This window comes from Allochromatium vinosum DSM 180 (assembly GCF_000025485.1).
Taxonomy (GTDB): Bacteria; Pseudomonadota; Gammaproteobacteria; order Chromatiales; family Chromatiaceae; genus Thermochromatium; species Thermochromatium vinosum.
The window spans coordinates 528,621-548,776 of the sequence record NC_013851.1 but is presented as its reverse complement, the minus strand read 5'-3'; the positions used below and the strand labels follow the sequence as shown (position 1 = coordinate 548,776).

17 protein-coding genes and 1 pseudogene are annotated in these 20,156 nt (G+C 63.2%); 6 read left to right on the top strand and 12 right to left on the bottom strand.

Features of this window, described 5'->3' with window-relative positions; all coding sequences use genetic code 11:
• Positions 1-66: 66 nt before the first annotated feature.
• Positions 67-993 (top strand): hypothetical protein, encoded by a 927-nt coding sequence (locus ALVIN_RS02385; RefSeq protein WP_012969712.1) that lies wholly within the window; start codon positions 67-69, stop codon positions 991-993.
• 5 nt (positions 994-998) lie between these two features.
• Positions 999-1,679, top strand: a complete 681-nt coding sequence (tsaB, locus tag ALVIN_RS02380; protein WP_012969711.1) for a tRNA (adenosine(37)-N6)-threonylcarbamoyltransferase complex dimerization subunit type 1 TsaB — start codon at positions 999-1,001, stop codon at positions 1,677-1,679.
• Between the two features lie 6 nt (positions 1,680-1,685).
• Here the strand turns inward: tsaB and ALVIN_RS02375 are convergent, their stop codons facing one another.
• The gene (locus ALVIN_RS02375) at positions 1,686-1,928 is read right to left on the bottom strand and encodes a hypothetical protein (protein WP_012969710.1); all 243 of its coding nucleotides are present in this window, start codon (positions 1,926-1,928) and stop codon (positions 1,686-1,688) included.
• Between the two features lie 161 nt (positions 1,929-2,089).
• Here ALVIN_RS02375 and ALVIN_RS02370 point away from each other — a divergent pair, with 161 nt between their 5' ends.
• Positions 2,090-3,346 carry a glycerate kinase type-2 family protein gene (locus tag ALVIN_RS02370; protein ID WP_012969709.1) on the top strand — a complete coding sequence of 419 codons (1,257 nt, stop codon included), beginning with the start codon at positions 2,090-2,092 and terminating at the stop codon, positions 3,344-3,346.
• Between the two features lie 18 nt (positions 3,347-3,364).
• Here the strand turns inward: ALVIN_RS02370 and ALVIN_RS02365 are convergent, their stop codons facing one another.
• From ALVIN_RS02365 to ALVIN_RS16435, 4 genes are all read right to left on the bottom strand, one after another.
• Positions 3,365-4,294 carry an SDR family oxidoreductase gene (locus ALVIN_RS02365; protein WP_012969708.1) on the bottom strand — a complete coding sequence of 310 codons (930 nt, stop codon included), beginning with the start codon at positions 4,292-4,294 and terminating at the stop codon, positions 3,365-3,367.
• Positions 4,295-4,415: 121 nt separating this feature from the next.
• Positions 4,416-4,781 (bottom strand): HPF/RaiA family ribosome-associated protein, encoded by a 366-nt coding sequence (locus ALVIN_RS02360; protein WP_012969707.1) that lies wholly within the window; start codon positions 4,779-4,781, stop codon positions 4,416-4,418.
• Positions 4,782-4,983: 202 nt separating this feature from the next.
• Entirely contained in the window at positions 4,984-5,538 is a 555-nt protein-coding gene (locus ALVIN_RS02355; protein ID WP_012969706.1) for a hypothetical protein, read from the bottom strand.
• Between the two features lie 45 nt (positions 5,539-5,583).
• Positions 5,584-6,180, bottom strand: coding sequence for a hypothetical protein (locus ALVIN_RS16435; RefSeq protein WP_012969705.1), 597 nt, complete (start codon positions 6,178-6,180; stop codon positions 5,584-5,586).
• Positions 6,181-6,329: 149 nt separating this feature from the next.
• Between ALVIN_RS16435 and arfB the strand changes: the two genes are divergently transcribed.
• A complete protein-coding gene (gene arfB, locus ALVIN_RS02345; RefSeq protein ID WP_012969704.1) occupies positions 6,330-6,749 on the top strand; it encodes an alternative ribosome rescue aminoacyl-tRNA hydrolase ArfB in 420 nt (139 codons plus the stop codon).
• A gap of 352 nt (positions 6,750-7,101) precedes the next feature.
• On the opposite strand, the gene ALVIN_RS16890 is transcribed toward arfB, so the two are convergent.
• The gene (locus ALVIN_RS16890; RefSeq protein WP_012969703.1) at positions 7,102-7,662 is read right to left on the bottom strand and encodes a GNAT family acetyltransferase; all 561 of its coding nucleotides are present in this window, start codon (positions 7,660-7,662) and stop codon (positions 7,102-7,104) included.
• A 1,032-nt stretch (positions 7,663-8,694) separates the two neighbouring features.
• Between ALVIN_RS16890 and ALVIN_RS18185 the strand changes: the two genes are divergently transcribed.
• Positions 8,695-9,030: a phage integrase N-terminal SAM-like domain-containing protein gene (locus tag ALVIN_RS18185; protein WP_317623702.1), complete on the top strand. Its 336-nt coding sequence runs from the start codon at positions 8,695-8,697 to the stop codon at positions 9,028-9,030.
• Positions 9,031-9,073: 43 nt separating this feature from the next.
• Here ALVIN_RS18185 and ALVIN_RS18180 read toward each other — a convergent pair whose 3' ends face one another.
• Both ALVIN_RS18180 and dnaE read right to left on the bottom strand, forming a co-directional pair.
• Complete coding sequence (locus ALVIN_RS18180; protein ID WP_317623706.1) at positions 9,074-12,919, bottom strand: LAGLIDADG family homing endonuclease; 3,846 nt, start codon at positions 12,917-12,919, stop codon at positions 9,074-9,076.
• Positions 12,917-15,283: pseudogene (gene dnaE, locus ALVIN_RS18175) on the bottom strand (DNA polymerase III subunit alpha); the annotation flags it as partial. The gene ALVIN_RS18180 and the pseudogene dnaE, both read right to left, overlap by 3 nt.
• A 290-nt stretch (positions 15,284-15,573) precedes the next feature.
• Between dnaE and ALVIN_RS02315 the strand changes: the two are divergent.
• Complete coding sequence (locus ALVIN_RS02315) at positions 15,574-16,893, top strand: YhjD/YihY/BrkB family envelope integrity protein (RefSeq protein WP_012969701.1); 1,320 nt, start codon at positions 15,574-15,576, stop codon at positions 16,891-16,893.
• A 3-nt stretch (positions 16,894-16,896) separates the two neighbouring features.
• Here the strand turns inward: ALVIN_RS02315 and ALVIN_RS02310 are convergent, their stop codons facing one another.
• The 4 genes from ALVIN_RS02310 to ALVIN_RS02295 are packed head-to-tail and all read right to left on the bottom strand — an operon-like array spanning position 16,897 to position 20,153.
• Entirely contained in the window at positions 16,897-17,187 is a 291-nt protein-coding gene (locus tag ALVIN_RS02310) for a hypothetical protein (protein WP_012969700.1), read from the bottom strand.
• A complete protein-coding gene (locus ALVIN_RS02305) occupies positions 17,184-18,200 on the bottom strand; it encodes an alpha-E domain-containing protein (RefSeq protein ID WP_012969699.1) in 1,017 nt (338 codons plus the stop codon). The genes ALVIN_RS02310 and ALVIN_RS02305 overlap by 4 nt, the downstream gene beginning before the upstream one ends.
• A gap of 13 nt (positions 18,201-18,213) precedes the next feature.
• Positions 18,214-19,671, bottom strand: a complete 1,458-nt coding sequence (locus ALVIN_RS02300; RefSeq protein WP_012969698.1) for a circularly permuted type 2 ATP-grasp protein — start codon at positions 19,669-19,671, stop codon at positions 18,214-18,216.
• Positions 19,668-20,153 carry an ATP-dependent zinc protease family protein gene (locus ALVIN_RS02295; protein WP_012969697.1) on the bottom strand — a complete coding sequence of 162 codons (486 nt, stop codon included), beginning with the start codon at positions 20,151-20,153 and terminating at the stop codon, positions 19,668-19,670. Before ALVIN_RS02295 ends, ALVIN_RS02300 begins: the two co-directional genes overlap by 4 nt.
• Positions 20,154-20,156: the final 3 nt, after the last annotated feature.

Here is a 20,156-nt window from a genome sequence, read left to right as displayed (position 1 = left end):
TATAGACGTCCCGGCCATGGACTCCTGCCTTGCCACAGGCTGGATGTTTCGTGACAGGAGGAATCAATGCTGAGCTTCGATGCCCAATCGATCCCGTCGCCGCTCGCCATCCGCGAGTGCACCCGGCCGCGCTTCGACACGGATCTGGACGCCCTGAAGGACTGGCTGGCCAGCCTCAGGACACGCGGGGTGCGTCAGGCCGGTCCCGCGCTCGTGTTGACGCTGGAGAACCTGCGCAAGGCCGAACTCTCGGCCAGCCGGCGTCTCACTGTCCTGTCGCTGCTGAAGGCTCCGGTGCTCAAGACCTGCGCCGGCCTGCCCAAGCCCTATGCGGGCGAGGCGACCGCCACGGAGACCGCGCCCGGTCTCACCATGGAGCAGCGACTCGGGCGGCTGATGTTCGTCAACCTCGATCGCGCGCTGCACCAGCTCGACAAGGAGCATCCGGTCCCCAGCGAGCGCCAGCAACACAAACGTCTGTGGCTGATCCGCAACCTGTTCCGCTTCGCCAACCGTCAGATCCGCTATGCGATCCTGTGGAAGGCCGCCCTGCCGGCAGGCACCTGGCGTGACCTGCACGAGCTGCATCTCTATCTCAGCTCGCGCCGGTCCAATTCGCTCTGGGATCTCGACGCCCAACGCCCGACGGTCGGCGAATTCGATCAGGAGATCGAGTACAAGACCCTGCTGCTGCTGGGGCTGGCGGCCAAGCTCAAGGATGCGGCGCCGCAGAGCGAATACTTCATGGACGGGCTACCGGCCTGGGCCGCTCAGACCCGACTGGAAGATCCGCACACCAGGCTTGGCCGGCTGCGGCTGTTCACTGTCGAGGTCTCGGCCGACGAGCCGCCACGCCAGCTCCAGGGCAGTCTGGACATGGCTTTCCGGGGTTGGGTGCTGCAACCGCCCTACCCCTACCTCCACGAACTCGAAAGCGGTCCGTTTGGACTGGGTGCCTTTGGCGGCCGACCACTTGGACTCGAAACATTTTGAATTCCATGAAATTACTCGCCATCGACACATCCAACGAGACCTGTTCGGCCGCACTCCTCGTCGACCGGAGCGTCGTTCAGGAACTCACCCTCGCCCCGCGCCGCCATGGCGAACTCATCCTCGGCATGATGCAGCGTCTGCTGGAGCAGGCCGGCCTGGAGCTGCGAGACCTGGATGCCCTGGCCTTCGGCTGTGGTCCAGGCTCCTTCACGGGCATCCGGATCGCGACCTCGGTGATCCAGGGCGCGGCCTTCGGTGCCGAACTGCCCGTGGTGCCGGTCTCCACACTCGCGGCCATGGCTCAGGGACAGTTTCGGCGTGAGGGGCAGCGCCGGCTGCTGACCGCGCTGGATGCACGCATGGACGAGGTCTACTGGGGGTGCTACGAGATCGGCGAGCGGGATCTGGCCGAGCTGGGCGGCGCCGAGCAGGTCTGTGCGCCCGATCGGGTCACGCGCCCCACGGGTGATGGCTGGCAGGGCGTGGGGCCGGGCTGGGGGGTGCACGGCGAGATACTGAGCCGGCGGGTCGGACCGGCCTTGAGCGGGATGAACCCCGATGGAGTCTGCGAGGCTCAGGATATCGCGCTCCTGGCCGCCGCCGAGCTGACGGCCGGTCATTGGGTTCCGGCCGAACAGGCGCTTCCGGTCTATCTGCGCGATCAGGTCACGCGCGCGCCCGCGTAGAATGCGTCAGGAGCGTCCCTGGACGACGGGATGGCCGTGCCGGCAGTGACGCCTCAGACAACTGACGACATAGTGCAACAGAGTCGCACCGACCGCGATGAAGGCGATCAGCGTCACCAGGAGGCGCTGCCAGGGTTCGATCGCCGATAGCCCCAGGATCAGCCAGGTCAGAAAAGCGATGACACTGGTGATGGTCAGGATCATGGCGAATGGCCAGAGCGGACGGTCGCATTTGGGGCAGAGATTCATCCGGGTACGGCTCCATTGGGCGAAAAGACGGCCGCCACGGATATCCCAATGACAGGAGCGTGCGGCGCGACGAGACGAGCGACGTCCGATCGCCCAGGAGCAGGCAGTTTGCGTCCGGAATCGATGCGGACACATTGAAATCAATCAATTGACGGCGATCGATGACGCTCCTGCACGCCCCACGTCACGCACTCCTCGAACTGCTGGCCGTCGCGCTCGACGCCGTCGATGGGGCGCACGCGGTCCGACGCGCGCTCATGGCGCGCCCGATTGCAGGTCCGGTCTGGATCGCCGCCATCGGCAAGGCGGCCGAATCCATGACGCTGGGCGCACTCGACGTGCTCGGCGACGCCTGCCGGGGCGGAATGCTCGTCACCAAGCCTGGACACGCCGATCCGGGGCGCTTGCGAGGGCTGGGGATCGAGGTCCATTTCGGCGGCCATCCACTGCCGGATGCCGGCAGTCTCGCGGCCGGCGAGCGGCTGCTGGCGAATCTGGATGACCTTCCCGCCGAGACACGGCTCCTGTTCCTGCTCTCCGGTGGCGCCTCGGCGCTGATCGAGGCGCCGATCGCGGGTCTGGAACTGGCCGAGCTGCGCGCCATCAATGCCTGGTTGCTCGCCAGCGGACTGCCGATCGACGCCATGAACCGCGTGCGTCAGTCGGTCTCGCGTCTCAAGGCGGGTGGACTCCTGCGGCATCTTGGCGGACGTCCCGTCCGGCAGCTGGCCATCTCGGATGTACCTGGGGATACGCCGGGCGTCATCGGCTCGGGGCCGCTGGTGCCCAGGCCGGATCTGGGCGATCAGGTCGGGCGACTCGTGCTGCCGGACTGGCTGGCGGGCCGGGTCGCGCGCGGACTCGCCGAGCGCGGCACGCTACCGGAGCATGGTCCCGAGATGGAACTGGTCGCCACGCTGTCGCTGGCCAAGGCGGCGGTCGTGAAAGCCTCCGAGTCCAGGGGGTGGCACGTCCGGCTGCATCCGGACCCAATCGAGGGTGAGGCCGCCGACCAGGGCCGCGCGCTCGCCCGGACGCTCATCGACGGCGCACCGGGTCTGCATGTCTGGGGCGGAGAAACGACGGTTCGACTCCCCGCGCATCCGGGGCGCGGCGGTCGCAATCAGCACCTGGCACTGGCCGCCGCGATCGAGCTGGCTGGACGCGATGATGTCTGGCTGCTGAGTGCCGGTACCGATGGCGGCGACGGGCCGACCGAGGACGCCGGCGCTCTGGTCGATGGGGGCACCCTGGAACGGGCCGAATTTGGCGGCATCGGGTTCGATGCCCGCACCGGTCTGGAACGGGCCGACTCCGGGCGCTTCCTGGAGGCGAGCGGCGATCTCATCCGCACCGGGCCGACCGGAACCAACGTCATGGATCTGATCCTCGGCTACAAGGCTCCATCAACGCGCTGACCCGGCGGCCCACGGCTTTCAGTCGCCGCGTGCCAGATAGCCGAGCTGGTCGACGCCGAAATGGGTCGGCGTCAACCCGAGACGCGCGAAGCCGTCGTTCTCGGTGCAGACATTGCCTTCCATCAGCATCCGGATCTGATCGCGCGAGATGGGGAACCAGGGGAAGCGGTCGAACAGACCGGCGGCCGCCTTGATCGCCAGTGCCGGGGCCGGAACCATCAGCTTGGTGCGCCCTGAAGCGGCGGCGATCGTGCTGAGGATCGCCTTCCAGCTCAGCCGCTCGGGACCGCACAGTGAATAGGTCTGGGACTCGGTACGCGACTCGCTGAGCGCCAGCACGAAGGCATCGGCGACGTCCTCGATGCTGACCGGAGCCAGCTCGAAGAGTCCGGCCTTGGTCGGCAGCAGACCGGCATGGAACAACGGCGCCGGCAGCGGACTGTTGATGATGTCTTTCTTGAGCTGCGAACAGAACTCCATCCGCCCCTCGGCATCGCCGAAGATCACCGACGGACGGAAGATCGTCCAGCGCAGTCCCGAGTCCTTGAGCGCCTGCTCGGCGCGGTACTTGGTGCGCTGATAGGCGGTGCCGTCGGGACGGATGCCGTTGGCGCTCATCAGAACGAAGCGCCCGACACAGTTCTCCTGCGCGGCGGCGATGGTGTCGACCACACCCTGATACTGGAGCGCCTCGAAGGTGATGCCCTGAGCGGGAAACTCGCGCAGGATGCCGATCAGATAGATGACCGCATCACAGCCGCGCACGCACTCCACGAGTGAGGACGGATCGCTCACGTCGCCGTGGACGATCTCGCACGACTCGGGGCGCTCGACCTTGGACTCGCTGCCCGGACGCACCAGCAGTCGCGGCACATGGCCGGCCGCCAGCAGATGACGGGTGATATACAGACCGACAAAGCCGGTCCCGCCGATGATCGCAACCTTCATTGGAGGCTCTCCTCTGTTTGAATCCAATCCGTGTCGGCTTCGAATGGATGGACACGCGCCCGACCGCTCATGGCCGAATGCCAACTAGATGGGTGCGGAGACCTCGCGCTCAAGGTGGGCGTCAACGGGTCGCGATTTGGGCGCCGGTACGCGCGACGACCGTCTTGGGGGCCGGCGCGAGCGCAAGGACACTCTGACAGCGCAGACGGCGCACATTGCGGCGGGCGGCGGTGAAGACCTCGCTGATGGCTTCGGAGGCCACCTTACGCGCCTCGCGCACCACCACCTGACGACCGGCACCGAGCTTGGCGCTCAGCTCGCAGCGCACGCGATGACCGTGCAACTGGTCGAACTCTTCCTGGACATTGACCTGGGCCTCGATCGGCTCGCCGGGGAAGCGATCCGTGAGTTTGCGGGCTTCCGTTTCGATCTGACGACGGATAGCGGCGTCCAGCGCCAGCATATCGCCGCCTATCTTTAGGACCATACGTGACATTCTCCATGGACTCGGTCGCCGGTCTGGGCGCGTGTGATCGCGACGACGGAGATCGAGCGGATTGACTCTGAGGGCAAGCGCCTCGTCGATTGAACACGTCGCTGAAGTGTCTCTGGAGGCAAGGGGGGCACGGCATGAGACGCGCGACGGCAGGCGGATCATGGCGTCCGAGCGCGCGAAATGCAAGAGCGAATCACTCGAAGAGGTTGTGATAGGCGCGTGCGAAGTGCTTGTAGGCGTCCCAGCCGTCCTTGTCCATGACCTGATCGATCACCCAGCGGTTCGCCTCCGACTCGCCCATGACGCACTGGATCTCATGGCCGAGATGGCGCAGAAAGGCGTAACTGGGGCCATCTCCGGCGAACTGGAACTCGGCGTACTCGCCGGAGCGGGTGTCGAGCAGTGCGATGAAGGGGCCGCCGTAGTCGCCCGGACCGAGCAGATCCTGGCTGTTGTCCTGGACATGGCCGAAGAGCTTCTTGGCGAACTCGACGATGAGGGTGCGCCGCTCGGCCTCATCCAGTTCGGCGTGTGCCAGACGGTCGGCGATCTGGACCAGGAACACCAGATATTCCTGGATCACGGCCAGACGCTGGGCGTCGTCGCGATAGACGAAGCGCTCGCAGTGCAGATTGATGGCCTTGTCGAGTGCGATGCGCCAGGCGATGTAGGCCAGGGCGCTGGCGATCTCGGGCAGCGAGCGCGCGCGCGCGTCGTCCTTCCAGTGACTCTTGATGCGTAATGCCATGAATCGATTCCGAATATGAATAGCGCGTTTCGAGGGTTGGACGCCTCAGCGGCAGGGCGCGAAGAAGGGGTTGGTCATAGCCTCGCGACACTGGGTGCCGACGGATGACTCGGCCTGGATCTCAGCCTCCAGGGGCAGCGATTCAGCGGACATCTTCAGCAGGTCGCGCGCCAGCCGGCACGGCTCGCCGCCGGCACAGGCCGCGTTATCGCCCTCGCCTTCGCCGCAGACACGCCGGACCAGTTCGCGACAGACATCGGACTCACGCCCTGCTTCGCGTGGTTGGCGCGGCGGCGCTTCGCTCCAGGTCTCCAGCATCGCGGGATTCGGCACCGCCACGCCGTCGCGCACGATGACGACCGAGCCGTCTTCCAGGCGATGCACACCATCCCAAAGTGGGGTGCGTCGGCCGTCCTCCAAGCGCCAGGCGCGATGGGTGGAGGCATCGACCTCGACGCCGGAGCCATCCGACAGTCGGGCGCCCCAGTCGTCGGCCTGGACCGGCAGGCTCAAGCCAAGCCAGCCTACAGCCAAGATCCGGACGACCATCGAGGTTGTAATGGTTTCAAACGTCGAATGCCGAAACGCCATCATGGCCACACCATCGTGGAACAGGTTTTCGGATGTCAGAGCACCGAACATCAGGTACCTCCGCTGCTTGTCATGAAAGGCCGGGATCCCCGTCGTCATAGGCGCTGGCGGACTCATCCCTGTTTGATTTGGCAGAAAAGTATAACCGCCGACTCACCACACCCTGTCGCGCTTCGTCTGTGCCTGTCACAATCCACATCATGCTCCAGATCACGCCCACAGTGTTTATCCCAGATGCCGAGTTGTCCGAGCGCTTCATCCGCGCGCCCGGACCCGGCGGTCAGAACGTCAACAAGGTTGCGAGCGCCGTGCAACTGCGCTTCGATGCCGCCCGCTCATCGGCCTTGCCTGAGGACGTCCGCCGCCGTCTGGTGCAGCTGGCGGGACGGCGCGCCGACCAGGACGGCGTCATCACCATCGAGGCCCATCGTTTCCGCGAACGCGAGCGCAATCGCGAGGATGCGCGCGAGCGGCTGGCGGGTCTGATCCGTCAGGCGCTCCACCGTCCCAAGCGGCGCATCGCCACCAAGCCGACCCGGGCCTCGCGCGAACGGCGGCTCCAGACCAAGCAGGTGCAGAGTCGGCGCAAGCAGCAGCGGCGTCGACCGGTGGATGACTGATGCTTGAGGCGTTGGTAGTCGCTGGCATCGCAGAGAATCAGCAACCGCATGTTCGCCGCTGGCTGTGGTGGCCCCCGGCTTCAGAGAAGTAAAGTCAGAGCTGTCCATCCGGGAATTTCGCCGCCGACCAGAAAGTCTTCGTTCCCCGGATCAACTACCAAGTTTGCAACAGCGCCAGTTGGCGCGATTAGGACGCCAAAATCCAAGAGCGCTGCGAACGGACCTGATACGTAACGAGCCGCAACTGAGCTCTCCTATGCTACGGGGTTGGGGTGTCCGGGTGCTAACGCCGAAACGAAGGAGCCGCCGAGCGTGGCGAGGGAACTAAATTCGCAGCGGTTAGCGGTCCCACTCAAGCTTCATTGGTCTTGCAAGCCATTTCATAATAGCTATTTGAATTGAATTCAAATTGATGAATAACATCAAGGCCGAGCTTTCTTTTGTGCGCTTGATATGATCTTTCGTTGGCTTTATTAACAAAAGTGACCAGAATAGGGTATCGCTCTGACATCTTGTTTTTTGCAAACTCAAAAATCGCCTCAAGAACGCCAGTTCCTCGAACACTTTTGTCAATGCATATCGGGCCGTATTGATACGAGTTCTCAACGCTCAACATTTGGCCTTTGTATTCAAGGTTTGGCAATTCATTTATCATAAATGCAAACATTGGCCATGCCGACCAGAATTCCCATGAAGCAGCCATTACATAAGCCACAACAGCCCCGCCTTTTTTAGCGATAAAAAGACCGTTTTCTTTATTGATCAAATCCACCATCTGGTCTTTGGTGAATGACGTTGTCACAAAACCATCTGACTTGTCTTCTTTCGCTATAGAATCAATCTGATATCTATAATGAAGCTTCAAAACTTCATCTATTTCTGATGACCCTGCTATTTTGAGTTGTATATCCATAGTATCTATTTTATAAAAATTTAACGCGCCGCTTCACTGGCGGCGGCCGGTAGCACCGACGTCCAGTGGAAGCGGTTGGTGGGCGTGTACCACATGGATTACGGAAGATGTGACCTAATTAATTTTGCTATGTCATGCATGCCGTTCTTCTCAAGCTCTTCGATAAAAACGGGCCACGGTGGAATGTTGCTTTGATATGGCGCGCTACAAGGGCCGGTGTACATGCCGCCACCAGGACCGTTGTATAGACCGCCCCCCGGTCCGGTATACAAGCCACCGCCGGGGCCGGTGTAGAGGCCACCACCGGGGCCGGTGTACATGCCGCCACCTGGCCCGACATAAAGACCACCACCAGGGCCAACATACATACCACCGCCAGGCCCGACGTACATACCTCCTCCGGGACCAACATACGCTCCGCCACCTGGTCCGACGTACATCCCCCCACCAGGGCCAACGTACATGCCACCACCAGGGCCCACATATTGATCGCGAGGCCAAGTGTTAGTTGTCATTCGAAGTGCTCCTTCTTGCTCGCCCAACGACAGCTATAACCGGAGACAAGAAACTGCAGAGCGAGAAACGAGCGGCGCAGCTTTTTGCCGTCCGAGTTTATGGCATTGTTAGCACGTAGTCTCACTCACTGTTCGCTGCCTTCAAAGTTAGACCAAACTGTCCAAGCGACGCCAGGCAAAACCCACACGTCCTGCCTGCGAATTTAATTCATAGCACATGCAAGAACATCAAACAACAGAAAACGCCGCCAAGGAGCGTTTTTAGAACCAGTTCATCGTCAGAACTCGTCAGTCTGGCGTCAAAGAGAATGCGCTTCGATGACAGGTGCGCCGAGCGGAAGCGTATCCTGGCAGCTTTTCCGAACAAGCATCTGAAGCAACACACCCGCGAAGACATGGACGGTTATCTGGAGCAAGTGGGTCGATTAGACGGAATAGCGGACTGGCAGTTTGTGCAGACCATCAAAGCTATACAGAATCTGCTGGAGACCGCGAAGGTGCCGGCGGCGGAGGTGGATTGGGAGTTCTGGCGGGCTTCGGCGCGGACCGCCTCTGGAATGCTCTCGAAGACCTGGCCGTGCGTGGTCAGGTTTCGGCCAGTACCCAGAACCAAGCGTTGAATGCCCTGGTGTTTCTGTACAAACAGGTGCCTGGACACTCATTGGAAGCGCTTGGGGATTTCGCTCGCGCCAAGCGACCGAAGCGGCTGCCCGTGGTGCCGCTACCGTCGCGTTTGGAGAAACCCGTGCAGGAGCTACTGGGACACGCGGATGTGTCGACCACGATGATTTATACCCATGTCCTCAACCGTGGCAACCAGGGAGTGCGCAGCCCCTTGGATGTCTTGCTTTGATCGATTGAATGCTCTGCTTTCCGTGCACTCGAAAAGCGAGGTATCAGGACACCACCCGCAATCGCGGCGGCGACTGTAACTCAGACATGGCCGCCTGTTGGACCGGGCGCTCGTAAGAGACGCGGACACTCTCGGCTCCCAACAACTGGCGCAACTGCTTGAGCAGGGCATCGGCCGGCCGAACGCGCCAGGCGCTTCCCAGCATCAGCTCGCCGACTGCACCGGGACGACGGTAGATCAACCGGATCGGCACACTGGTCTCGCGCGCTGTGTCGCGATGGGCGAGCAGCACCGCGCGCAGTTCCTCGACCCGCTCCGGTCCACGCGCATGGACGGCCGGATCGGACAGATCCAGCGTCAGGAGCAGATGATCGGCGGCGGTCGCGCGCGCGTCCTCGAAGGTGCGCACGCTGTCGGCGCGCAGCGACCAGGCGTCGCGGAACTCGTCGAAGTTGAGCGCGCCCGTGATGCTCAGGATCTGGTCGGCGACCAGCAGATGACGCGCCTGTTCATAGAGTTCGGAGAAGACCGTGGCCTCGATGCGTCCGGTGCGGTCGTCGAGCACCACCGATCCCATGCGTCCGCGCTGGGTCTTGCCATGCCGCACACCGACCACCAGCCCGACGACGGTGCGTTTTTCGCGATCGCGCCGGTCGCGGCGTCCGAGTTCGCGATCGGTCTCCAGCAAGCGGGCGATACGCGCCCCGCCCATCGCCTTGAGTTCGTCCTCGTAGCGGTCGATCGGATGTCCGGTGAGATAGAGTCCGAGCGTCTCCTTTTCACCCTGGAGACGCTGTTCGTCCTCCCAGTCGGCGAGGGTCTCGCGGGCGAGCTGCGGATCGGGCGTGGGCGGGCCGCTGGGTTCGAGCGCGCCGAACAGATCGACCTGACCGGCCGCGCGGGTGCTGTGATACTGCTCAGCGGCCTTGAGCGCCAGCGGCAGATGCGCCATGAGCGTGGCGCGGTTGGGTCCGAGTTCGTCGAGCGCACCGGCGCGGATCAGCGACTCCAGCACGCGGCGGTTGACCCGTTGCAGGTCGATGCGTCCGCAGAAATCCCAGAGATCGCGGAAGGAACCGCCGGCTCGACGCGCCTCCAGCATGGCCTCGATCGCCGACTCGCCCACGCCCTTGACCGCGCCCAGGCCATAGACGACGGTCTTGTCGTCGGCGATGGTGAAGTGATAGTCGGAGCGATTGATGGCCGGCGGATCGACCCTGAGCTTCATCGTCCGGCATTCGTCGATCAGGGTGACGACCTTGTCGGTGTTGTCCATGTCCGCCGAGAGCACGGCGGCCATGAAGGCGGCCGGATAGTGCGCCTTGAGCCAGAGGGTTTGGTAGCTGACTAGGGCGTAGGCGGCCGAGTGTGAGTTATGGACGATGATGTCGTCGGCAACGAAGTTATGAGTGTGGTCGACTTCCAGGTCATAGGTCATGGCCGCGCCATCGGGTTCGATGGCGACGATACGCTCCCAGAAGATCTCGGCGTTGGCGGCCTGTCTCAGATCGTCGGCCCCGAAGAAATCAGCCAGCTTGCGGATCGTGGCGCGACGAAAGCCTTTTTTGTGCGTCTTGGGCGTGCCATAGAACTCCTTGACGCATACGCCACTGCGTTCGGCGATTTGATCCCAAGTCAGACCGCTAGCCTCCTTGTGACACCGAACGCTGTCCTTGACCTCTGGCGGAAGCGTGTCGACCGACTCCCGATCGGCAGGTGTCTGAGCTAGATAGTCACGCAAGGCATTGAGCTGGACATCTCGTCCGACCAGATGCGGACCAATGACCTGGACGAAGGCTTCGATACTGCGTCGCCCGACGAGATGGAGCGTATAACCGATGCGTCCATCCTTATAAGCAAAGCGCTTTTCGGTCAGTCGACTGACGATACCCAGGCGCAACAGCAGATGCTGAGTCTCGCCGGCGAGACGCTGAGAAGCACTCGCCAGATAGGGGATCATGTCTTTCCCTGAGGTACTGGCGATATAGCCATCCCCAGACCAGAGCCGTCCAAGTAAGACCGCTAGGCAGGCGTTGTCGAGGCGAAACACACTGGCGGGAAAATGCTTGTCCGGCGCCTTGTGACCGATCATGCCCAGATCTTCGAGCCACAGACGCGCGCCCGAGCGCGGTGTGAAGCTATAACCACCGCCGACACGAATGCGCGTATCGCGCCCGGTTCCGACATAGACGCACCAGGTATCAGCCCGTTCCGGCCTGAGACGCACCGTGGGTTGCGTATCGGGAAAGGCGCTCGCGGCAGCCAGGAAATCATCTCTGGCGACTTCATCCTTGTTGTAGAAATAGAAGCCGCTCGGATGACAGGTATTGCCCTCCGACAAGACCCAGCCCAGCGTGATGAGTTCGTGCTCGGACCAGCGTTCCTGGCCCTCGATCGGCAGCCGTGACGGTGAGGCAATGCGGTCGCCCTCCTTCAGCTCATCCAGACGCTTCCAGCCACTCGCCGTCAGGAGCGGATGATTGCCGGTCGCACGCAGCGTCTTGCCCAGCGAGGTTCTGAGCCGAAAGACCGGCTTGATGCCGTTCTCCATCACCTGGACCACCGAACTCCGGCCCATGCGGTGATCCGGCATCAGACTGGCGACCGAGGCGATACCGTTACGGTAGATCTCCTTGACCTTGCGACGCTCGCCGGTCGCCGGGTCGGCAACGAGTGTTTCGCCAACAATACACTTATTGAATCCGTAACCTGAAAAATACTCTATCAAATTAAAGACATGCGATGAAAGCTGGCCATCGATTCCACGCGCCAGCGCCCCCTGTTCGAAGGTATCCCGCTGCTTGGCCATCTCCTCGGGCTTCTTCTTGCCCATGCAATTGTGGGCAATAAAATCGTTGGCGATAAAATTGTGATGTTTGGGGATAGTGAGGTCGAATACCTCCATCTGACCCAAGGGACGGATCGACTCGATCACATCCCAAAAGACCTCTGAGTCAGCGATAGCGCGTAGTTCGTCGCTTTTAAAGGCCGTCGCAAAATTCAGGACGCGATGTCTGGCGAGCGCGCGACGTGGTGGGATCTTGAAATTAAGACCCGACGACATGGTTCCAGGCCGCATGCCGACAGCCTGATCGATCTCAGCCCAGGTCATGCCGCTGGCATATTTGGCATTGGCAATCAGGCCAATGACTTCAGCCGGAATCGTATGCTTGGATTGGTTCCTGGCCTTGTCACGAATCATCCGATAACAGATTTCAGCCTTATCCTGCTTGCGGCGACTCAAGAACGGCTGAATCCTGTCATAGAACTTCAGCATTTCCTCGCGGCCGGTGATCTGCGCTCGATAAGAACGATGCGGTTGCCCCTGATATTGAATGGTCTTGATATTGAACAGCGCAACGATGCCGAGCCGCAGCAAAAGATGCTGAAGCTGCTCGATCATTCTGCGCGAGGTCGAGGTGTAATCGGCGTGACCGATGCTGGTATCGAACGTCCCATCCGTCGACCAGAGCGTGCCGATGAACAGACGCAACTGATCCCTGGACAACGCATCGACCCAGTCAGGGATGACTTTGTCGTGCGAATGGGCGCGCTGGATGTGCGAATCGATCCAGGCATTGAACTCCGACAGACAGCCGACGCGCACATAACCGACCGACTGCCGCCCCGGATGGAGCTGATAATCGACGGGGGCCGACCGACCGAACAGTTCGGCCACACAGCGGTTGAAATCGGCGATCAGCGCCGGATCGCTATTGCAGAAATAACAGTTCGCTGGCTTTCGGGTCGAGAGATGGCCATCGCCCAATAGATAAGCCGTGAGTTTGATCTGAGCATCCGTAATCCCACACCCATGCTCGATCGGCAGCGTCCCAGCCAACCCGATCCGATCACCCGGCTGAAAGGCCCCCAGCGGCTTCCACCCCATGAGCGTATAGAACAGATGCGTCGCTGTGGCCTGAATCCGGCGTCCGGTGCGGGTCGTGACCTCGAAGACCTCCTGCACGCCATTGTGATAAACAGCGTCGATCGGCTGATGCACGATCTTCTGAGTCTTCAGGTCGAGCGCGAACACCTCGCGTCCGATCCAGACCTCGGGCGCGGCGGCGATCTCGCTCAGCGTCACCCGCCGCCCGGTCGCGGCATCGACCACTTCGGTCGAGCCGGCCAGACAGCGACGCAGAATATCCGCCCCACCAAGCGAATACCCCGCCAACACCTGCGCAATCTGCATCACCTGCTCCTGATACAGAATGATGCCGTAAGTGGGCTTGAGAATCGGCTCCAGGTCCGGATGCGGATAGGCGACCTCGGCACGTCCATGCTTGCGCTCGATGAAGTCGTCGACCATGCCCGATTGCAGCGGCCCTGGCCGGAACAGCGCCACCAGTGCCGTGATCTCGTCGAAGCAATCGGGCTGGAGCTTCTTGATCAGCTCCTTCATGCCGCGCGATTCGAGCTGGAACACCGCCGTCGTCTCGCAGCGCTTGAGCAGGTCGAACGCCTCCTGATCGCGCGGATCGATGCGCTCGATGTCGAGCGGCGGTTCGCCCTTGGCCGCACGCCCGGCATTGATGGTCTTGAGCGCCCAGTCGATGATGGTGAGCGTGCGCAATCCCAGGAAGTCGAACTTGACCAACCCGACCTGCTCCACATCGTCCTTGTCGTACTGCGTGACCAGGTTCGCCCCGCCCGGTTCGCAATAGAGCGGCGCGAAATCGGTCAGCACCGTGGGCGCGATCACCACGCCGCCCGCGTGCTTGCCGGCGTTGCGGGTCAGCCCCTCCAGCTTGCGCGCCATGTCGAGGATGGCCCGCACCTCCTCGTCCTGATCATAGGCACGTTTGAGATCCTCACTCTCCTTGAGCGCCTTCTCCAGCGTCATCCCCAGCTCGAAGGGCACCATCTTGGCGATCTTGTCGACGAAGCCGTAAGGATGCCCCATGACGCGCCCGACATCGCGCACCACCGCCTTGGCCGCCATGGTGCCGAAGGTGATGATCTGCGACACCGCCTCGCGCCCGTACTTGCGCGCCACATAGTCGATGACCCGATCGCGCCCTTCCATGCAGAAGTCGATATCGAAGTCGGGCATGGACACGCGCTCGGGGTTCAGAAAGCGCTCGAACAGCAGTTCATGCTCGATCGGGTCGAGATCCGTGATCTTGAGCGCATAGGCGACCAGCGATCCCGCGCCCGAACCGCGCCCCGGCCCGACCGGGATGCCGTTGTCCTTGGCCCACTGGATGAAATCGGCCACGATCAGGAAGTAGCCGGGAAAGCCCATCTGGATGATGACGGCAAGCTCGGTTTCGAGCCGCTCCTCGTAGACCCGGCGCCGCTCGGCATAATCGGGCGCGTCGCGGTCGAGAATGCGCTCCAGACGCCATTCCAGCCCCCGGCGCGACTGCTCGGCGAAGAAGCTGTCGGTGGTCATGCCCTCGGGCACCGGGAACACCGGCAGATAGTTCTTGCCGAGCTTGAGTTCCAGGTTACAGCGCTTGGCGATCTCGACCGTGTTCTCCAGCGCCTCGGGCAGATCGGCGAACAGCTCGGCCATTTCGGCCGGGGTGCGCAGATACTGCTCCTCGCTGTAGTCACGCGGGCGGCGCGGGTCATCGAGCGTGCGACCCTGATGGATGCAGACACGCGCCTCATGGGCCTCGAAGTCGCCGGCGGCCAGAAAGCGCACGTCATTGGTCGCCACCACGGGCACGCCGCGCCGGATCGCCAGATCCACGCTCGACTCGATCAGCTCGCCTTCCAGCGCGCGCCCGGTGCGCATCAGCTCCAGGTAATAGCGATCCTCGAACACGGACAGCCAGGCATCGAGCCGCTGCTCGGCGATCGCGTCCCGCCCCTTGAGCAGCGCTTCGGCCACGTCACCGCGCGGCCCGCCCGAGAGCGCGATCAACCCCTGATGCGCCTCCAGGATCCAGTCGCGCTCGACCTGCGCCACGCCCAGATGCTGGCCTTCGACGAAGCCGCGCGAGATCAGCCGCGTCAGGTTGCGATAACCCGGCTCGTCCTGCGCCAGCAGCACCAGTCGATGCGGATGATTGGCGTCCTCGGGATTGCGCACCCAGAGATCGGCACCCGCGATCGGCTTGACCCCGGCGCCCACGGCGGCCTTGTAGAAGCGCACCAGCGAGAACAGATTGCCCTGATCGGTGACGGCGACCGCCGGCATCCCGGCCGCCGCGACCGTCTTGACCAGCGGCTTGATGCGCACCAAGCCATCGACCAGTGAATACTCGGAATGCAGATGCAGATGTACGAAGGTTGGGTCCACGGGAGTCCTGTGCGGCGGCTGAGAAGGGGGCGACCCCGAACGGGGGACGCTAGTCTAACGGCCAGACCCGCACCTGTCCGAAACGGAAAAATCCATCGAAAACGGGTTTGGGATCGGTGTCTGACAAGCGGTCGCGGAAAGCCTCGCCAGATCCGTGACTTGGGTCGGGTCAGCTCAGGTCGGCGGCTCAAATGATCCGCAGCCGAACGGCTCCGGCATTTGAAATGGCCCAAGACTCTGATTAGGCTGGACCGATGACATCCAAGCCTCGACCCGTCAGGCCGCACACGATGACGCCGAACACCAGCCTTCAGACCCGCCTCGAAGCCCTGCTCTGGGGACAGAATCCACGCCAACTGCCGCGCTGGAAGGCCCAGGCCATCCGGCTCGGACGGCTCGTCCATGCCGTGGCGCGCGATCTGACGCAGGGGAACCTGACGCTCTATGCCATGAGCCTGGTCTACACCACGCTGCTCTCGCTGGTGCCGCTCCTGGCGGTCAGCTTCTCGGTGCTCAAGGGCTTCGGCGTGCACAACCAGATCGAGCCGCTGCTGGCCAACGCGCTCGAACCGCTCGGCGAATCGGGCGTGGAGATCACACAGCAGCTCATCGGCTTCGTCGACCGGATGCAGGTTGGGGTGCTCGGGGCGCTGGGCGTGGGGATGCTGTTCTATACCGTGGTGTCGCTGATCCAGAAGATCGAGCAGTCGTTCAACCATGTCTGGCGCGTCGACGAAGTCCGCCCGTTCGCCCAGCGCTTCACCCAGTATCTGAGCGTGCTGACCATCGGGCCGGTGCTGTTCTTCTCGGCCGTCGGCGTCTCGGCCTCGCTCGGCGGCAATCCGTTGCTGCGTTCGGTGCTGGACTACGAGCCGGTGAGCTGGCTGATGGAGCTGGCGCGGCTGGTCGCGCCCTATCTGATGATCTCGGCCACCTTCGCCTTCATCTACCGCTTCGTGCCCAACACCCAGGTGCGGCTGGTCTCGGCGCTGATCGGCGGTCTGGTCGCGGGCCTGCTGTGGCAGTCGGTCGGGGCGCTGTTTGCGCACTTCATGGCCGGCTCGACCCAGTACACCGCCATCTATTCGAGTCTGGCGATCCTGATCCTGCTGATGATCTGGATCTATCTCGGCTGGCTGATCCTGCTCGTCGGCAGCAGCCTCGCCTTCTACCATCAGCACCCGGAACTGCTCGACTCACCCGAGCGCGAACCGGAGCCGAGTCCGCGCCGGCGCGAACGTCTGGCCCTGAGCATCGCCGCCCGTATCGCGCGCGCCCATCTCGCCGCCGAGCCGCCCCTGGATCGCGAGACCCTGGCCAAGGCGGCGCGCCAGCCGGCACGCACCATCCAGACGACCCTGGATCTGCTGGAGCAGGCCGGCTATATCGTGCGCACGGCCGAGGCGCCGGCCGGTTATGTGCTGACGCGCCCGCCCGAGGCCATCGCGGTGCTGGACATCCTGGAGCGGGTGCGTCAGTGGGGCGAGCATCGGGTGGTCGCGGCCGATCGACCGGTCGAGCCGGCGATCGCCGCGATCGAGTCCCGGATCGAGACGGCCCTGGCCGAGAGCCTGAAGGATCTGAGCCTGCGCGATCTGGCGGCTGAGTGACTCTCAGGCCAGATTGCCGATCAGAAAGAGCGCGGCGAAGATGGCGCACAGCGGCCCGGCCAGCCACAGCGAGACCTGACTGAGCCGGCGCCCGGTGGCGAAACGCAGGCCGACGATGCCCAGGATCAGCCCCAGGACGCCGGTCGCCAGGCCGGAGAAGAACAGCGTCTGGACGCAGTCGGTCTGACAGGTCCGTCCATCATAGGGACCGGAGAGCATGGCCGCCGCACTCAGGGCGGTCAGTGTCCAGCCGGCCAGGGTCAGCAGAATCGCGGGCAGTGAAGCGACATTCATCGTCCTCTCTCCTCTTTGTCGTCGGTCTTGGCCGTCGTTTGTACTTGTGATTGCGACTGGGATTGGGACGGCGATTCCAGCTCGGGCACCGGCGGAAACCAGGTGCGGGCGATCTCGCCATGCAGCTCGCCGATGCCGATCTGGAACTCGTCGAGGAAGGCATGGAGCTGACGCTGATCCAACCGCTCGGGCGCCACGCCCTCCAGGGTGCGTTTGAGCCGTCCGGTAACGCGCAGCGTCGACTCGTTGCGCGGCAGCTTCTCCAGACTCTTGCGCAGCGATTCCAGACAGTAACCGACCGAGCGCGGAAAGGCCGGATGCTGGAGCAGGAAACGCAGCACCGGATCGCGCTGCACCCGCACCTGTTCACTGCGCCGATAGGCCTGATAGCCGGTGAGCGACTTGAGCACGCTGATCCACTGGATGGTTTCGAACGGCCGCAGTTCCGTGGTCTCCTCGGGCAGCAGATTGGCCGAACGCACGTCGATGAGGCGCGTGGTCATGTCGGCACGTTCGATGAAACGCCCGAGATGCAGGAAGTCGTAGCCCTGATCGTGCAGCATGGTCCCGGAGAGCATGCCGGCCATGGTCTGCACGCCCTGGATGAGCGACTTGAGATAGACATGGCGCCCGCCCTTGGTCAGTCCCTTGGACAGATCGTCGCGGGCATGGAGATAGAGCTCGTTGAGCAGCTCCCAGGACTCGCGCGGCACGAAGTCGCGGATGGTGCGGCAGTTCTCGCGCGCCGCGCCCAGGGCCGAGAGAATGGAGCCAGTATTGCGCTCGTCGCCGATCAGGAAGCGCACCACCTGGCGCTCGCCATAGTCCTTGTAATGCTCCTCGAACAGCGCATTGGCGCCCGTGATGTCGATCAGCGGACGCCAGCCGGGGGCGATGCCGCGCGGCAGGTCGAGCAGGAGATTGGCATTGACGCTGACGATGCGCGCCGTGTTCTCCGCGCGCTCGACATAGCGCGACAGCCAGTAGATGTTTTCAGCGACACGCGACAGCATAGACCCGACTTCCTCACTCTTTGGTGCAATCCGGCAGAATCCAGGTGTCCTTGCTCCCGCCGCCCTGCGATGAGTTGACCACCAGCGACCCCTTGCGCATGGCCACCCGCGTCAGTCCGCCCATCGTGACCTGCTGACGATCCGCCGAGAGGATGAAGGGCCGCAGATCCACGTGCCTGGGTTCGAGCGTGCGCCCGATGATGGTCGGCACCGTCGAGAGCTTGAGCGCCGGCTGGGCGATGTAGTTGCGCGGATCCTTCTTGATCAGCTCGGCGAAGCGCTCGCGCTCGGCCTTGGTCGAGGCCGGGCCGACCAGCATCCCGTAGCCGCCGGACTCGTTGGCCGGCTTGACCACCAGTTCCTCCATGTGTTCGAGCGTATAGGCCAGCGACTCGGGGTCCATGCAGCGATAGGTTGGCACATTGGGGATGATGGGATCGGCGTCGAGATAGTAGCGGATGATCTCGGGGACGAAGGCATAGACCACCTTGTCGTCGGCCACGCCCGCGCCCGGCGCATTGGCCAGCGCCACCTTGCCGGCCTTCCACGCCCGCAGCAGACCGGGCACGCCGAGCGACGAGTCGGGCCGGAAGGCTTCGGGATCGAGAAAGAGGTCGTCGACGCGCCGATAGATGACATCGACCCGCGCCGCACCATCGACGGTGCGCATATAGACGCAATCGTCATCGTCGACGAACAGATCGCGCCCCTCGACCAGCTCGCAGCCCATCTGCTGGGCCAGATAGGCGTGTTCGAAATAGGCCGAGTTGTAGATCCCCGGCGTCAGGACCACGACCTCGGGATAGTCGGCCGGACGCGGCGAGAGCGCCGCCAGGGTGTCGAAGAGCTGCGAGGGATAGTCGTCGACCGGCAGCGGGGCATAGTGCTCGAACAGCTCGGGGAAGACGCGCTTGGCCACTAGCCGGTTTTCGAGCATGTAGGACACGCCCGAGGGCACGCGCAGATTGTCTTCCAGCACATAGAGGGTGCCGTCGCCATCGCGCACCAGATCCGAGCCGCAGATGTGCGCCCAGATCCCGAGCGGCGGATTCACGCCGACGCACTGCGGGCGGAAGTTGACCGACTTGGCCAGCACGTCCGCCGGAAAGACGCCGTCGGCGATGATGCGCTGATCGTGGTAGAGATCGTCGATGAACAGATTGAGCGCCTGGACGCGCTGACGCAGACCCGCTTCGACCCGCGTCCATTCGGACTGCGGGATGATGCGCGGGATGATGTCGAACGGCCAGGTGCGGTCGATCGCCCCGCCCTCCTCCGAATAGACGGTGAAGGTGATGCCCATCTCCTTGATGGCGACATCCGCCGCTTCCTGACGCGCGACCAGCTCGTCATGGCCGAGATCCTCCAGATCCTGGAGCAGGCCGTCGACACAGTCGCGGGCCTGACCCGGCGCCTCGACCAGTTCGTCGTAGAAGCCCTCGCAGGCATAGTCGTTCCAGTCGATGCTCATCGATCAGTCACTCCATAGGATTCCCAGGGCCGTTGCACCTGGCCGGTCAGGAAAGATTTCTCGGGGTCGACCAAGGCACGCCCATTGATGGCGGTCCGTCCCAAGAGCATCCGAAACAGCATGGTCTCACGGTTGGTCAGGGTCAGCTCGATCGGCCACACTTGGCCGGCCAGGGCGAGCCGGGTCTCGATCACATAGCGTTCCTCGCGATGCCCGCCCGAATCCGAGACCTGCCGCCGGTCGATCACGGGCGCCTCGCCGTGGATGACGAGATCGGCACGCTGCTGGAGCGGATGCACGCCGAAGCGCGCATACAGCCGTCCGTCACGCCTGAAGGTATCCACATAGAAGGCATGCAGGGTCGAGGTGCGCGCCCCCGTATCGACCTTGGCCTTGATCGCGGGCAGACCCAGCTCGGGCAGAGCCAGCCATTCGCGCCAGCCCAGGATCAAGTCTGACGAAGACGATTCAGAATCAGGCATCGA